The sequence below is a fragment of the Rhizobium rosettiformans genome (genome assembly GCF_016806065.1).
Classification (GTDB): Bacteria; Pseudomonadota; Alphaproteobacteria; order Rhizobiales; family Rhizobiaceae; genus Allorhizobium.
This window is the reverse complement of the sequence record NZ_CP032405.1, coordinates 4,137,455-4,150,764: the sequence shown is the minus strand read 5'-3', so window position 1 is coordinate 4,150,764 and position 13,310 is coordinate 4,137,455. Positions and strand designations below refer to the sequence as shown.

Below are 13,310 nucleotides of genomic sequence, written 5' to 3'. Positions count from 1 at the left end.
GCGCGCCCTCGCGTTCCACTCAGGAGCAACATGCTGAAACATATCGACTGGATCTGGGCGGTCCTTGCCGGGGCCCTGCTCGCCGTCATGGTGACCATCAACAGCGGCCTTGCGGCTTTGACGACGCCGTTTACCGCATCCTGGGTGGTCCACGGCGTTGGTGGCGTCGTCGCCTTTCTCCTGCTGGTCGCCAACGGTGCCGTCGCGCGCCGGGCGGGGCGCATTCCGGCCAATGGCAAGGCGCCCCTCTGGTCCTATCTTGGCGGTGCGCCGGGTGCCTTTGCGGTGGCCTTGAGTTCGATCGCGGTCAATTCGGAGCTGGCACTGGCCGGCGGCCTATCCTTGTTGCTCGTCGGTCAGATCCTGTTCGGGCTCCTTTCCGATCAGTTCGGGCTGTTCGGCACGCCGAAGCGCAGGCTCAACCGGTTCGATTTCCTGGCCACGGCATGCGTTATCGGCGGCAGCGCACTGCTCATCTTCTCGAAGGGGGCGTGAATGCTGGGCGCTGTTCTCATCGCACTCGCAGGCGGTGCTGCCGTCGGCATGAGCCGGTCGATCAACGGCCGGCTCACCATGGACCGTGGAGCGTTTACGGCGTCGGCCTGGAACCACTGGATCGGCTTCCTGCTGTTGACCGTCTATGTGCTTCTCTTCCACCGCATCGGGCTGCCGCTGCTCGCCGATGTCCCGGTCTTCTATCTCACGGGCGGCGTGATCGGTGCCTGCTTCGTGGTCATCAGCTCCTATGTCTTTCCGCGCATCGGGGCCGCCCGCTCGGGCCTCTTGATCATCGGCGGGCAGATGATCACAGGCCTTCTCATCGATCTCGCACGCGGTACCGCCGAGTTCCACATCGGCCAGCCGGCCGGTGTGGCATTGATCCTCCTGGGCATCTATCTCACCCGCTACACGCGCTAGAGGATTACCACTCCATAGGCGCGTGGCGAGGCTCAAGGCATTTTAGTGTTTTCCGAAAGGATCGGTTTTTGTTTGGCGCGTAGCCTGACCGGATAGGAACACCCATCGGAGGTGCCTCGCATGCGCCCGCCGCCCCATCGCCTCTTGCCCCATGTCAGGGAAGCCGACATTCTTGGCCGCAAGGCTTTCGAGTTCCTCAGCAAGAACCATCTCGACCTCAGTCCTGACAACTTCGAGCTCGTCCACGCGGTGATGACGGGGCGGGACAAGGCGCTTCGCGCCGATTTTCTCGCGCTGCCGAAGCCAGTCGGCCAGGCGGCTCTCTCGATCCTCGCGCAGCGTTTCCTTCCCCGGCGCCCGATGGTGTCAGCGCTCAAAACGACGAGCGAGCAGGCGGTGGGAGCGCTGGAGGATCTGCGGAAGTTGCTGGAGGGGGGCACGGTGACGGTCGCAGGATCTTCTGACGATGGCGAGGACCCGATGGCGGCATTGGATGTCCAGCTCGAGACTTGTCTCGATGCGCTGCAGGCCGTCTGCAAGCTCGTCACTGCCGAACCGGTCGAAGTGGCGGGGCAGGACCATTTGACCGCACAACTCAGCTTCGGATTGCCGGGTTATTCTGCCCTCGTGCAGCGTCTGGACGATGTATTCAAGGAGGGTATGCCCGAGGAGGGGCTGAGCCTGATGCTGTGCCGGATCGAGGGACTGGAGCCCTTAAGCCGCAGCGGTCTTGTCAAGGTCAGTGACTACATGAAGAACACGCTGGCGCGCTTCACCCATCGACTGATTGCCAAAAACGATGCGGCCTACTGGACCGCACCCGACGAGCTGGGCTTGCTGATCGGGGCAAGCAGCGAAACCTATCTCGCTCAACTCGGCGAAAAAGTCTCCCGGGTTGTTGCAGATGCCGAGGCTATCGCGCGCAAGTCGATCAAGTCGATGCCGAAGCTCGCCTGTCGGTTCGGTTGCGCACGAACGGATCGACCGGTGCCGGTGGCCCAGCTCTATGGTGCTGCGCGGCAATCGCTTCAGCGTGCCGAACTTACCGAGAGCCTGGTGCCCGTGTTCACGGGGGTCTCATTGGATGCCTCGACCTTGCGCCGCTACGAGGCGCTTTACGGCCGCCGTCACCGCGGCTGACGTTACGGCACATCGTACGTGTCGTTGGTCTCTGACCAAAATGTAATGGTCGCGATCATGTTTGAGGCTTTGCCCTCCTGGGCAATCGGCCTATATCGCTTTTCATGTTTCAAGCTGTCGCCCGCCTCTTCGAAAACTGGCTCGATCCCTTCGCCCGATCGGACAATCTGCGTCCACCGGAAAAGATCTGGGGCTTCGTCTGGTTCTATGTCAGCCAGGCGAAGATGGCCTTCTTCCTGATGGCGATCTTCGGCGGTGCCGTGGCCATGCTCGAAGCCGGCCTGTTCTGGTTCGTCGGACGGCTTGTCGATCTGCTCGACACTGTGCCGAAGGATGCCGGCTGGGACGGGTTGATCGCAGCGCATGGCGGCGAGCTTCTGGTGATGGCCCTGATCGTGCTCATCGGGCGCTTTATCGTCGTGACCATCGGTGCGCTGGTCGAAGAACAGGTGATCGTCCTCAACTTCTTCAACCTGGTGCGCTGGCAGGCACATGCGCATGTCGCGCGTCAGTCGCTCTCCTTCTTCCAGAACGATTTTGCCGGGCGCATCGTCACCAAGGTCTGGTCGGCGGGGCAATCGACGGGGGATTTGCTGACGTCGCTGCTGCAGGTTGTCTGGTTCATGGTGATCTATACCATTTCGACCATGGCGCTGGTTGCGCAACTTGACTGGCGGCTAGCGGCGATCATCGGCGCCTGGGTCGCGATCTTCCTGGTGCTGGCCCGGTATTTCGTGCCGAAGATCCGCCATCATGCAAGAGAGACGGCGGAGGCGTCATCGATGCTGAATGGCCGTCTGGTCGACAGCTATTCGAACATCCAGACGCTGAAGCTTTTTGCCCGCGAGCGGCAGAACGACCATTATATCCGCGCCGGTTTCGACCGGTTCCAGGATACGCTGCGCCCCTTCGCGCGGCTGCTCACCGGCGTGCGGGCTTCGCTTTCCATCCTGTCCGGCTTCATGATCCTGATGGTGGCGCTTCTGTCCGTTGATCTCTGGTTTGCCGGGGCGGTGACCGCAGGTGGCGTCGCGTTCACGCTCGGCCTCGTTCTGCGCCTCAATATGCTGCTCGGTCGGATGATGACGCAGCTCAACGGCATCATGCGCAATATAGGCACGATCCAGAATTCGGCCGAACTGGTGGCAAAACCCATCGGGCTCACCGACAAGCCGGATGCGGCGAAGCTTCAGGTGAAGTCGCCGGAGATCCGATTCGAAGACGTGACGTTTCATTATGGCCGCAAGACCGGTGCGATCGACAATCTGACGCTGACCATTGAGCCCGGCGAGAAGGTTGGCATCGTCGGGCGCTCAGGCGCGGGCAAGTCGACGCTGGTCAATCTTCTGTTGCGTTTCTACGACCTGGAAGATGGCCGTATCCTGATCGACGGACAGGATATCTCGACCGTCACGCAGGAAAGCCTGCGGTCCCAGATCGGGATGGTCACGCAGGACACGGCGCTTCTGCACCGCTCGATCCGCGACAACATTCTCTTCGGTCGCGAGGATGCAAGCGACGAGATGCTGTTGAAGGCCGCCGAGCGCGCCGAAGCACTCGACTTTATCCAACGGCTGGAAGACCAGCGGGGTCGCAAGGGCTTCGACGCCCATGTCGGCGAGCGGGGGGTGAAGCTTTCGGGTGGCCAGCGGCAGCGCATCGCGATCGCCCGCGTGATGCTGAAGGACGCGCCGATCCTCGTGCTCGATGAGGCAACGTCTGCGCTGGATTCGGAAGTGGAGGCGGCGATCCAATCCAATCTCGACCGGCTGATGCAAGGCAAAACGGTGCTGGCGATCGCCCACCGTTTGTCCACCATTGCCGCACTCGACCGTCTTGTTGTGATGGACAAGGGCCGGATCATCGAGCAGGGCACCCACCAAGAACTGGTGGCGCATGGTGGGCTCTATTCCGAGCTCTGGGCGCGGCAATCCGGTGGTTTCCTCGATACGCGGGACCAGCTGGTCACGGCTTGATGCCTGCTGTCGTGTTTTCCTGGACGTTTTACGCGCTGCATTGCTTGATAAACTGTCGCTCACACTTGCGTTAAATCAAGCTTTTGGGGATGGTATCCTGGAAATCCGCGACAACGTGGCTCCTTGTCCGACGAAGACTGGACAGAATAGATTATCGGGCTTAGAACGCGCCAATCTGGCGGGGAATCTGTGGCTGCACAGTGGCCGGATTGTGATTCCCGCTGCGGGGGCAAATGCGGTGTGTCGCAGGATTGCGAGAGGAAAAAGTGACCGTGAGCGAACACGAGACAACGACAGAACATGCGGGCGAGCCTACGCGCCGCGACTTTCTCTACATGGTGACCGGCATTGCCGGCGCGGTTGGTGCGGCTTCGTTCGCCTGGCCGTTCATTGACCAGATGCGTCCGGATGCATCGACGCTCGCGCTCGCTTCGATCGAAGTGGACGTGTCTGCGCTTGAGCCGGGCATGTCGCTGACTGTCAAGTGGCGCGGCAAGCCGGTCTTCATCCGCAACCGTACGGAACAGGAAGTCGAGGAAGCCAACGCCGTTGCGCTTGCTGACCTGAAGGACCCGGTTGCCCGCAACGAAAACGTCGATGCGACAGCCGAAGCGACCGACCTCGCGCGCTCGGCCGGCGAAGGCAAGGAAAACTGGATCGTCATGATCGGCTCGTGCACCCATCTGGGCTGCGTGCCGCTCGGCCAGGCCGGTGATTTCGGCGGGTGGTTCTGTCCCTGCCACGGCTCGCACTACGATACGGCGGGCCGTATCCGCAAGGGTCCTGCGCCGACGAACCTGCCGGTGCCGACCTTCGCATTCACATCCGACACTGTCATCAAGATCGGCTGAGGGGATAAGACACAATGAGTGGCCATTCGAGTTACCAGCCGTCCACCGGCGTCGAGAAGTGGATTGACGCGCGCCTGCCGCTGCCGCGTCTGATGTATGACAGCTTTGTCGCCTATCCGGTTCCCCGCAACCTGAACTATGCCTACACTTTCGGTGGCATGCTGACCGTCATGCTGCTCGTGCAGATCCTGACCGGCGTCGTGCTTGCCATGCACTATGCTGCTGAGACGACCGTCGCCTTCAACTCGGTCGAGAAGATCATGCGCGACGTCAACAACGGCTGGCTCTTGCGCTACATGCATGCCAACGGCGCGTCGTTCTTCTTCATCGCCGTCTACCTGCATATCGCCCGTGGTCTCTACTACGGTTCCTACAAGGCGCCGCGCGAAATCCTCTGGATCCTCGGCGTGGTGATCTTCCTCCTGATGATGGCAACCGCCTTCATGGGTTACGTTCTGCCCTGGGGCCAGATGTCCTTCTGGGGTGCGACCGTCATCACCGGCTTCTTCACCGCCTTCCCGTTTATCGGCGAAACCATCCAGCAGTTCCTGCTTGGCGGCTTTGCGGTCGACAATCCGACGCTGAACCGCTTCTTCGCGCTGCATTACCTGCTGCCGTTCATGATCGCCGGTGTGGTCATCCTGCACGTCTGGGCGCTGCACGTTACCGGTCAGACCAACCCGACCGGCGTAGAAGTGAAGTCGAAGACCGATACCGTTCCCTTCACGCCCTATGCGACGCTGAAGGATGCGCTCGGCCTGTCGGTCTTCCTTCTGGTCTTCGCTTACTTCATCTTCTACCTGCCGAACTATCTTGGCCACGCCGACAACTACATCCCGGCCGACTCGCTGAAGACCCCGGCGCACATCGTTCCGGAATGGTACTTCCTGCCGTTCTACGCGATGCTGCGCGCGATCACGTTCGACGTTCTCTTCATCGACTCGAAGCTCGGTGGCGTCCTCGTGATGTTCGGTGCGATCATCGTGCTGTTCTTCCTGCCCTGGCTCGACACGTCGAAGGTCCGTTCGGCCGTCTACCGCCCGTGGTACAAGCTGTTCTTCTGGCTCTTCGTGGCAAACTCGCTGCTCCTCGGCTGGCTCGGTGCCATGCCGGCGGAAGGCATCTACGTCATCCTGTCGCAGGCCGGTACCGCCTATTACTTCGGCTTCTTCCTCGTGATCATGCCGCTGCTCGGACTGTTCGAGACGCCACGGCGCATCCCGAACTCGATCACAGAAGCGGTTCTCGAAAAGAGCGGCAAGTCCGCCGCCGCACAAGCCTGAGCACGTGAGAGGACGATAACAATGAAAAAGCTTGTCACGAGCATCGCTCTGATCGCAGCCATGGCCGGTTTTTCCGGCCAGGCCATCGCGGCAGAAGGCGGCGATCTGGCCGAGATGACGCATCATGCAGCGCAGACCGGTCACTATCCGATCCTGAAGCCCGAGCAGATGGACTGGTCCTTTGCCGGCCCCTTCGGCAAGTATGACAAGGGCCAGCTTCAGCGCGGCCTCAAGGTCTACACCGAAGTCTGCGCCGCCTGTCACTCGATGAACCTGGTTGCCTTCCGCACGCTGGAAGACCTCGGCTACTCGGAAGCGCAGGTAAGGGCGTTTGCGGCAAACTACGAAGTCGAGGACGGTCCGAACGCCGACGGTGAAATGTTTATGCGGCCGGCCGTTGCCTCCGATCACTTCCCGTCGCCCTTCCCGAACAAGGAAGCGGCTGCGGCGGCCATGGGTGGTGCGGCTCCGCCGGACTTCTCGCTGATCGCCAAAGCCCGCGCCGTGACCCGTGGCTTCCCGACCTTCGTATTCGACATCTTCACGCAGTATCAGCAGGGTGGCCCGGATTACATCCACGCGCTGCTGACCGGCTATCAGGATCCGCCAGAGGGTGTTGAAGTTGCCGAAGGCACCTACTTCAACCCTTACTTCATCGCCGGCCAGTCGCTTGCGATGGCGCAGCCGATCTCTGACGGCCAGGTGAGCTATGACGACGGTGCGCCGGAAACGATGGAGCAGTATTCGCTCGACGTCTCGGCCTTCCTGATGTGGGCCGCCGAGCCGCATCTCGAAGACCGCAAGCGCATGGGCTTCATGGTCATGGTGTTCCTCGCGATCTTCACCGCGCTGATCTACCTGACGAAGAAGTCGGTCTATTCGACCAAGGAACACTGATCCTTCCTGGATCACGTTCACGGAAAGGCGGTCTTCGGGCCGCCTTTTTTATTGGGGGGCCATGCCAATCTTGGTAAGGTCCCTCGAAAACCCCTCCCGTCAATCTCCGGATGCCATATGACCAAGATCGCCCACGAACTCGCCGCAGCCATCCGCTCCATTCCCGACTATCCCAAGCCCGGGATCATCTTTCGCGACATCACCACGCTGCTCGGCGACGCGCGGGCGTTTCGTCGCGCCGTTGATGAGCTGGTGCAGCCCTATGTGGGGCTGAAGGTCGACAAGATTGCCGGCATGGAGGCACGTGGCTTCATTCTCGGGGGCGCGGTCGCGCACCAGCTCTCGGCCGGCTTCGTGCCGATCCGCAAGAAGGGCAAGCTGCCGCACGAGACCGTCCGGATCGCCTACAGCCTGGAATACGGCGTCGACGAGATGGAAATCCATATGGATGCGGTGAAGCCGGGCGAGAAGGTCATCCTGGTGGATGACCTGATTGCGACCGGCGGGACTGCCGTCGGCGCTGTTCAGTTGCTACGGCAGATCGGTGCCGATGTCGTGTCGGCCTGCTTCGTCATCGACCTGCCGGAGCTTGGTGGCCGCAAGAAGCTTGAGGCGCTCGGCGTCGAGGTTCGCACACTGGTGGAATTCGAGGGGCACTGAGCCGCTCGTCGCGACCGGGGACCAATCGTCCCGGGTGGCCAATATGCCAGTGTATCAGCGTTGCGCCAGCGCCAGTTTTCCCGCCATCAACAGAAATCCGCCCGATAGAATTCGGTTGACGAGGCGCATCCTGTGCGGTCGCGTGACAAGCCCCTGGCGCATCGTTGCGGCGGCCATGCCGTAGAGCGCGAAGACGGCGAAGGTTGCCGCCATGAAGACGAGGCTCAAACCTGCCATTGTCTTCAGCGGAGAGGGATCTGTCGCTTGCACGAACTGCGGCAGGAAGGCCAGGAAGAAAACAGACAGCTTTGGGTTCAGGAGGTTGATCAGCACCGCCTTGCGGATGATGCGCCAGGCTTCCCGGCGCGGTTCCGCTGCGGTATCCGTTGCAAGACCGCTTCTCCAGAGGCCAATGGCCATCCAGACAAGATAGGCGATGCCGGCAAAGCGGATCAGTTCGAAGAGGCGCGGTTCTGCCGCGACGAGGGCGGCGAGGCCAAGGGCTGCCGCGAGCATGTGCGGGATGATGCCGAGCGTGCAGCCGAAGGCAGCAATCAGGGCACTGCGGCGTCCGCCGCCGAGGGCGGCTGCGAGCGTGTAGAGCGCGCCGGTACCCGGCGTGGCGACGATGATCAGAGTGGTCAGTAGGAAATCAAGGCTCATCAATCTCTCCTGCATTGGCGAGGAGAGCATGCGGGTGTCAGGCCAACCGGTCTTGTACAGGATTGCAGTTCAGCCAGGCGCTGCGGTAGGCGCCGGGTGTCAGGCCGAAGCGGCGGCGGAATTCGCGGTGCATGTGGCTCTGGTCGACATAGCCGCAAGCGGCGGCAACATCTGCCGGTGAGAGGCCGTCGGCAAGCAGGCGGCGGCTGAGAAGCGCCCGCCGCTGCATGTGATAGGCATGGGGTGTCAGGCCGGTGTGGCGCTGGAAGGCGCGGATCAGCTGGAAGCGGCTGAGGCCGGCCTCGCGAGCCAGAAGCTGGAGGTCGGCTGCTTGTGCCGGATCATTGTCGAGACGCTGGCGGACACGCCTGAGCGATAAGGGGAGGGGCAAGGGTGCGGTGGCGCTGCGGGTTAGTGTCCTGCCGCAGAGGTGGACGAGTGCCTCCTGCAGTGCGCCCCTATCCGTCGACAGATCATCATCTTCAAGCCGGTGATGGACGGCCAAGAGCAGGCTGCGGATGACTGGGTCGGCGAAGACCGGACGTTCGAATTCGAGATCGGTCGAGGTGGAGACGAGATCGGACAGGCTGTCGGAGATGAGGTCCGGCGTCAGATAGAGCATGTGCCAGCTGCGAGCGGTTCGGCCGATGGGGGCGCCGTCATGCACTTCGCCGGGATTGACGGTGATCAGGTGCCCGGCTTCGGCTTCCACCTGGCCGCGACCGGAGGCCGAGATCTGGCCTCCCGCGGAGAGGAAGCCGATGCCATAGGTGTCATGGGTGTGTTTGGGGAAGACGTGGGCGCTGGTGGCCGAGACCGCTTCCAGGCCGGCAAGGGGTGTCCGTTGGAAGCGGAAGCCGGCCATGGCGTCAGCCGGCGAGGGCAGCGGCGATGTCCGCCTCGAGATCGGCGGGTGCCGTGCGGGGGGAGTAGCGGGCGACCGGCTTGCCATCGCGACCGATGAGAAACTTGGCGAAGTTCCAGCCGATGTCCTGGCCCTGTTCGGTCCCAAGCGTCTGCGATTTGAGAAAGGCATAAAGCGGGTGCGCGCCTTGTCCATTGACCTCGATTTTGGTGAACAGCGGGAAGGTGACGGCGAACTGGGTTTCGCAGAAGAGGGCGATCTCCTTCTCCGTTCCGGGTTCCTGACCGGCGAACTGGTTGCAAGGGAACCCGAGCACGATGAGATCGGGATGGGCCTTGTAGAGCGCTTCGAGGCCTTCGTACTGGGGCGTCAGCCCGCAGGCGCTTGCGGTGTTGACGATCAGCAGGACCTTGCCGGCGTAGTCCTTCAGGCTGCGCGCCGTGCCGTCGATGGCGGTCATGGTGAAGTCGTGCACGCTCATGGCGCTTGCTCCTCATCGGGGAAGAATTCAATCAGATTGCTCTTGAAGCGCAAGACCGTCTCGCCGTTCTGGTTGATGCCTTCGGACAGCGCGGAGTTGAGAATATAGCGATGGCGCCCCTGGACGGTGCGGCTTTCAAGCGGGGTCATGAAGAAGGTGATCGTGTCGCCGGCATAGACGGGCTTTAGCCATTGCAGTTCGGTAAAGCCCGGCGAGGGGCCGAGCTTCGGCGGTGCGATGCCCTCGGCCTTCAGACGCCTGGTCTCGCCTCCCCAGAAAGCCATGAAGCTCTTCATCCAGTTGGCGCAGGTATGCCAGCCCGACGCGCAGAGCGCGCCGAAGACGTAAGACTTCGCTGCTTCCGCATCGACATGAAAGGGCTGCGGATCGAATTTCTCGGCGAAGCGGACAATGTCGTCGGCGGTGAAGGTTACGGAACCGAGTTCGAGACGGGTGCCGGCACTGTAGAGGTCGAGCATTCTCATGCCGTCACCTCTGTCACTGCGCGGCGGCGGACCATGACGGCGTTGCGGGCCTTCAGTACGGTTTCGCCGCGCTGGTTTTTCAACTCGTGGCCGAAGGTGACGATGCCGAGATGTGGCCGCGAGCGCATGAGGCGGGCCTCTTCCACGACGGAGTGGCCGGAGAGCGTGTCGCCAGCCAGCACGGGCTTGCGCCACTGCATGAATTCGATGCCGGGTGCGCCTTCGGAGGCGGCTTTCAACACATACGCGTCAATCATCAGGCGCATGAAGAGGCTCGAGGTGTGCCAGCCGGAGGCGGAGAGGCCGCCAAGGATGCTTGCCTTGCCAGCTTCCTCGGAGAGATGCATCGGCTGCGGATCGAATTCGCGGGCGAATTCGATGATCTCTTCGGCGGTCACAAGTCGGGGCCCGAGCGCAAAGCTTCGGCCCTCCGTGAAGTCCTCGTAGTGAAGCCTGTCATCCTGCATGCGTCGTCTTCTCCCTTCCCTGTTCGGTGCTATCTATGGTTCATAAGCGGGAATTGGGAGGTGGTCCATGGCGGGCTGGGCGGAACAGGCGAGCTTTCTGGCGGAGCTCGATCCGGATGCGCGGCGGGCGCTTGAGACACTGAAGCCGATGCATGTGCCTGCGCGCACAACGCTGTTCCGGCCGGGGGATGCCGCGCAGAGCTTTGTCATCCTCCTGTCCGGCCGCATCGGTGTCTATCTCACGGGCCGCAACGGGCGGGAGTTGCTGCTCTATTCCGTAACGCCGGGCGAGACCTGTGTGCAAACCACGCTCGGTGTGCTGGGCGGTGCGCCCTATTCGGGAGAGGCGGTGGCCGAGAGCGACCTCGTGGCGGTCATGGTGCCGCCTGCCATTTTCGAGACCCTGATGGCGGATTCGGTGGCGTTTCGCCATTTCGTGTTCCGCGCCTTTGCCGACCGGCTGGGCGATCTGATGTTCGTGCTGGAACAGGTGGCCTTTGTGAAGGTGAAGCAGCGGCTGGCCCTTGCGCTGATCGAACGGGCCGACGAGGAGGGGCATGTTGCCCTCACGCATCAGGAACTCGCCGTCATCATCGGCACAGCACGCGAAGTGGTGTCTCGGCGGCTGGAGGCGCTCGTCTCCAAGGGCGTGGTCGCCAATGAGCGCGGGCAGATCCGTATCATCAATCGCGCCGAGCTTGCCCGCATGGCGCGGGCTGCGGACGGTTAAGACTTTGCAAAGCCCGTGACTAAGTCACCGACGCGGTGGCAAGGCCGCGCTAGTCTGATCCCATCGTCAAAACAAACGGAGGGAAAATCATGTTTGCCAAGAATGTCGGTGGTCTCGACCGCATCCTCAGGATCGTAGCAGGCCTCGTGCTGCTGTCGCTCTTCTTCCTCTATCCGGATGCGTCGTGGCGTTATTTCACCCTGATCGGGATCGTGCCGCTTGCGACTGGTCTGATGTCCAGCTGCCCGCTCTATTCGATCATGGGGCTCTCTACCTGCCCGGTGAAGCGGGTCTGACGCCCACCTCCCTGATCCAACAAAAAAGGCCGCGAGCGATCGCGGCCTTTCGTCGTTCTGATTGTTCCGCTTCAAGTGTTGAAGCGGAAGTGGATGACGTCGCCATCCTGGACGACATATTCCTTGCCTTCATCGCGGCCCTTGCCGGCTTCCTTGGCGCCCACTTCGCCCTTGAAGGCGATGTAGTCGTCATAGGCGATGGTGAAGGCGCGGATGAAGCCGCGTTCGAAATCGGTGTGGATGACGCCGGCAGCGGCAGGGGCCTTGGTGCCACGGACGATGGTCCAGGCACGGCATTCCTTCGGGCCGACGGTGAAGTAGGTGATCAGGTCCAGCAGATGGTAACCGGCGCGGATCAGGCGGTCGAGGCCTGCTTCGTCGAGACCGAGTGCGGAGAGGAATTCGACCGATTCCTCTTCCGGCAGCTGGGCCACTTCGGCTTCGATCGCAGCCGAGATGATGACGCATTCCGCACCCTGTTCCGTTGCCATCTTGGCGACGGTTTCGGTGTGCTTGTTGCCGGTTGCAGCGTCACCCTCGGCGACGTTGCAGACATAGAGGACCGGATGCGAGGTCAGAAGGTTCAGACCCTTGAGGATCTCGATCTCGTCGGGGGCGAGCGTCTTCAGGAGAAGACGGGCAGGCTTGCCTTCGTTGAGCAGCTTCACCACCTGCTCCATGATCGGCAGCTGAGCCGTCGATTCCTTGTCCTTGGAGGCGGCGCGCTTGCGGGTCTGCTCGACGCGGCGTTCCAGGCTTTCGAGGTCAGCGAGCATCAGCTCGGTCTCGATCGTGTCGGCATCGCCAACCGGGTCGATCTTGCCTTCGACATGGGTGATGTCATCATCTTCGAAGCAGCGCAGCACGTGGACGACGGCATCGACTTCGCGGATGTTGGCGAGGAACTTGTTGCCGAGGCCTTCGCCCTTCGACGCGCCGCGCACGAGGCCGGCGATGTCGACAAAGGAGATGCGGGTCGGGATGATTTCCTTGGAGCCGGCAATGTCTGCCAGCTTCTTCATGCGCGGATCGGGAACGGCCACTTCACCGGTGTTCGGCTCGATCGTGCAGAAGGGGTAGTTGGCTGCCTGGGCTGCCGCCGTCTTGGTCAGCGCGTTGAAAAGAGTGGACTTGCCGACATTCGGCAGCCCGACGATACCGCATTTGAAGCCCATGGCTCTATATACCTGCTCGGGATGGATTTTCGTTGCCCACGCCTATGGGGTATAGGAAGGGCATGGTCAAGTGTTGCGGGCCTGATGCGGCCTCTAGATCCGGAAGGAACCTATGGCGAAGGATACGGTACTGACGCCGAAGACGGTGACGAAGCCCAAGGTGGAGAAGCCGCGGCTCTACAAGGTGCTTCTGCACAATGACGACTATACGCCACGCGAATTCGTGACGATCGTCTTGAAGGTCGTGTTCCGGATGAGCGAGGAGAGCGGCTACCGGGTGATGATGACGGCGCACAAGTTTGGCTCGGCGGTGGTTGTCGTCTGCACGCGGGAGATCGCCGAGACGAAGGTGACGGAAGCCATGGATCTCGCCAAGGAGGCGGGCATGCCGCTTTTGTTCACGGCAGAGCCGGAGGAGTGAGG

Annotated in this window: 17 protein-coding genes; 11 read left to right on the top strand and 6 right to left on the bottom strand. The window is 62.0% G+C overall.

The genetic code is table 11. From position 1 onward, the window contains the following. Window positions 1-30 precede the first annotated feature (30 nt). The 8 genes from D4A92_RS20450 (at window position 31) to D4A92_RS20415 (ending at window position 7,725) form a co-directional block, all read left to right on the top strand. Complete coding sequence (locus tag D4A92_RS20450; protein ID WP_069043685.1) at window positions 31-495, top strand: DMT family transporter; 465 nt, start codon at window positions 31-33, stop codon at window positions 493-495. Next, complete coding sequence (locus D4A92_RS20445; protein ID WP_203016944.1) at window positions 496-918, top strand: DMT family transporter; 423 nt, start codon at window positions 496-498, stop codon at window positions 916-918. A gap of 120 nt (window positions 919-1,038) precedes the next feature. Next, the gene (locus D4A92_RS20440) at window positions 1,039-2,058 is read left to right on the top strand and encodes a hypothetical protein (protein WP_203016942.1); all 1,020 of its coding nucleotides are present in this window, start codon (window positions 1,039-1,041) and stop codon (window positions 2,056-2,058) included. Window positions 2,059-2,162: 104 nt separating this feature from the next. Beyond that, on the top strand, window positions 2,163-4,034 hold the full coding sequence (locus tag D4A92_RS20435) for an ABC transporter ATP-binding protein (protein WP_203016940.1): 1,872 nt from the start codon (window positions 2,163-2,165) through the stop codon (window positions 4,032-4,034). Between the two features lie 272 nt (window positions 4,035-4,306). Further along, on the top strand, window positions 4,307-4,885 hold the full coding sequence (gene petA, locus D4A92_RS20430; protein WP_203016939.1) for a ubiquinol-cytochrome c reductase iron-sulfur subunit: 579 nt from the start codon (window positions 4,307-4,309) through the stop codon (window positions 4,883-4,885). 14 nt (window positions 4,886-4,899) lie between these two features. After that, window positions 4,900-6,168 (top strand): cytochrome b, encoded by a 1,269-nt coding sequence (locus D4A92_RS20425; protein WP_203016938.1) that lies wholly within the window; start codon window positions 4,900-4,902, stop codon window positions 6,166-6,168. Between the two features lie 21 nt (window positions 6,169-6,189). Then, the gene (locus D4A92_RS20420) at window positions 6,190-7,065 is read left to right on the top strand and encodes a cytochrome c1 (RefSeq protein WP_203016937.1); all 876 of its coding nucleotides are present in this window, start codon (window positions 6,190-6,192) and stop codon (window positions 7,063-7,065) included. Window positions 7,066-7,182: 117 nt separating this feature from the next. Then, the gene (locus D4A92_RS20415; protein ID WP_006725613.1) at window positions 7,183-7,725 is read left to right on the top strand and encodes an adenine phosphoribosyltransferase; all 543 of its coding nucleotides are present in this window, start codon (window positions 7,183-7,185) and stop codon (window positions 7,723-7,725) included. A 54-nt stretch (window positions 7,726-7,779) separates the two neighbouring features. Here D4A92_RS20415 and D4A92_RS20410 read toward each other — a convergent pair whose 3' ends face one another. The 5 genes from D4A92_RS20410 to D4A92_RS20390 are packed head-to-tail and all read right to left on the bottom strand — an operon-like array spanning window position 7,780 to window position 10,686. After that, the gene (locus D4A92_RS20410; RefSeq protein WP_203016936.1) at window positions 7,780-8,388 is read right to left on the bottom strand and encodes a LysE family translocator; all 609 of its coding nucleotides are present in this window, start codon (window positions 8,386-8,388) and stop codon (window positions 7,780-7,782) included. 37 nt (window positions 8,389-8,425) lie between these two features. Next, a complete protein-coding gene (locus D4A92_RS20405; RefSeq protein ID WP_203016935.1) occupies window positions 8,426-9,253 on the bottom strand; it encodes an AraC family transcriptional regulator in 828 nt (275 codons plus the stop codon). A 4-nt stretch (window positions 9,254-9,257) separates the two neighbouring features. Continuing rightward, window positions 9,258-9,734, bottom strand: coding sequence for a glutathione peroxidase (locus tag D4A92_RS20400; RefSeq protein ID WP_203016934.1), 477 nt, complete (start codon window positions 9,732-9,734; stop codon window positions 9,258-9,260). Continuing rightward, window positions 9,731-10,219 carry a MaoC/PaaZ C-terminal domain-containing protein gene (locus D4A92_RS20395; RefSeq protein ID WP_203016933.1) on the bottom strand — a complete coding sequence of 163 codons (489 nt, stop codon included), beginning with the start codon at window positions 10,217-10,219 and terminating at the stop codon, window positions 9,731-9,733. The genes D4A92_RS20400 and D4A92_RS20395 overlap by 4 nt, the downstream gene beginning before the upstream one ends. Next, window positions 10,216-10,686, bottom strand: a complete 471-nt coding sequence (locus D4A92_RS20390) for a MaoC family dehydratase (protein WP_203016932.1) — start codon at window positions 10,684-10,686, stop codon at window positions 10,216-10,218. The genes D4A92_RS20395 and D4A92_RS20390 overlap by 4 nt, the downstream gene beginning before the upstream one ends. 67 nt (window positions 10,687-10,753) lie before the next feature. On the opposite strand from D4A92_RS20390, the gene D4A92_RS20385 reads away from it, so the two are divergent. Together D4A92_RS20385 and D4A92_RS20380 are read left to right on the top strand one after the other, a co-directional pair. Beyond that, entirely contained in the window at window positions 10,754-11,416 is a 663-nt protein-coding gene (locus D4A92_RS20385) for a Crp/Fnr family transcriptional regulator (RefSeq protein WP_203016931.1), read from the top strand. Window positions 11,417-11,505: 89 nt separating this feature from the next. After that, window positions 11,506-11,712, top strand: a complete 207-nt coding sequence (locus tag D4A92_RS20380; RefSeq protein ID WP_203016930.1) for a YgaP family membrane protein — start codon at window positions 11,506-11,508, stop codon at window positions 11,710-11,712. A 71-nt stretch (window positions 11,713-11,783) separates the two neighbouring features. Here D4A92_RS20380 and ychF read toward each other — a convergent pair whose 3' ends face one another. Continuing rightward, the gene (ychF, locus tag D4A92_RS20375) at window positions 11,784-12,887 is read right to left on the bottom strand and encodes a redox-regulated ATPase YchF (protein ID WP_203016929.1); all 1,104 of its coding nucleotides are present in this window, start codon (window positions 12,885-12,887) and stop codon (window positions 11,784-11,786) included. Window positions 12,888-12,999: 112 nt separating this feature from the next. On the opposite strand from ychF, the gene clpS reads away from it, so the two are divergent. Then, window positions 13,000-13,308 (top strand): ATP-dependent Clp protease adapter ClpS, encoded by a 309-nt coding sequence (clpS, locus tag D4A92_RS20370; protein WP_203016928.1) that lies wholly within the window; start codon window positions 13,000-13,002, stop codon window positions 13,306-13,308. Window positions 13,309-13,310: the final 2 nt, after the last annotated feature.

Coding starts and splice junctions, on each gene's coding strand:
- D4A92_RS20450 (WP_069043685.1), top strand. CDS start 31: ATGCTGAAACATATCGACTGGATCTGGGCGGTCCTTGCCGGGGCCCTG.
- D4A92_RS20445 (WP_203016944.1), top strand. CDS start 496: ATGCTGGGCGCTGTTCTCATCGCACTCGCAGGCGGTGCTGCCGTCGGC.
- D4A92_RS20440 (WP_203016942.1), top strand. CDS start 1,039: ATGCGCCCGCCGCCCCATCGCCTCTTGCCCCATGTCAGGGAAGCCGAC.
- D4A92_RS20435 (WP_203016940.1), top strand. CDS start 2,163: ATGTTTCAAGCTGTCGCCCGCCTCTTCGAAAACTGGCTCGATCCCTTC.
- D4A92_RS20425 (WP_203016938.1), top strand. CDS start 4,900: ATGAGTGGCCATTCGAGTTACCAGCCGTCCACCGGCGTCGAGAAGTGG.
- D4A92_RS20420 (WP_203016937.1), top strand. CDS start 6,190: ATGAAAAAGCTTGTCACGAGCATCGCTCTGATCGCAGCCATGGCCGGT.
- D4A92_RS20415 (WP_006725613.1), top strand. CDS start 7,183: ATGACCAAGATCGCCCACGAACTCGCCGCAGCCATCCGCTCCATTCCC.
- D4A92_RS20410 (WP_203016936.1), bottom strand. CDS start 8,388: ATGAGCCTTGATTTCCTACTGACCACTCTGATCATCGTCGCCACGCCG.
- D4A92_RS20405 (WP_203016935.1), bottom strand. CDS start 9,253: ATGGCCGGCTTCCGCTTCCAACGGACACCCCTTGCCGGCCTGGAAGCG.
- D4A92_RS20400 (WP_203016934.1), bottom strand. CDS start 9,734: ATGAGCGTGCACGACTTCACCATGACCGCCATCGACGGCACGGCGCGC.
- D4A92_RS20395 (WP_203016933.1), bottom strand. CDS start 10,219: ATGAGAATGCTCGACCTCTACAGTGCCGGCACCCGTCTCGAACTCGGT.
- D4A92_RS20390 (WP_203016932.1), bottom strand. CDS start 10,686: ATGCAGGATGACAGGCTTCACTACGAGGACTTCACGGAGGGCCGAAGC.
- D4A92_RS20385 (WP_203016931.1), top strand. CDS start 10,754: ATGGCGGGCTGGGCGGAACAGGCGAGCTTTCTGGCGGAGCTCGATCCG.
- D4A92_RS20380 (WP_203016930.1), top strand. CDS start 11,506: ATGTTTGCCAAGAATGTCGGTGGTCTCGACCGCATCCTCAGGATCGTA.
- ychF (WP_203016929.1), bottom strand. CDS start 12,887: ATGGGCTTCAAATGCGGTATCGTCGGGCTGCCGAATGTCGGCAAGTCC.
- clpS (WP_203016928.1), top strand. CDS start 13,000: ATGGCGAAGGATACGGTACTGACGCCGAAGACGGTGACGAAGCCCAAG.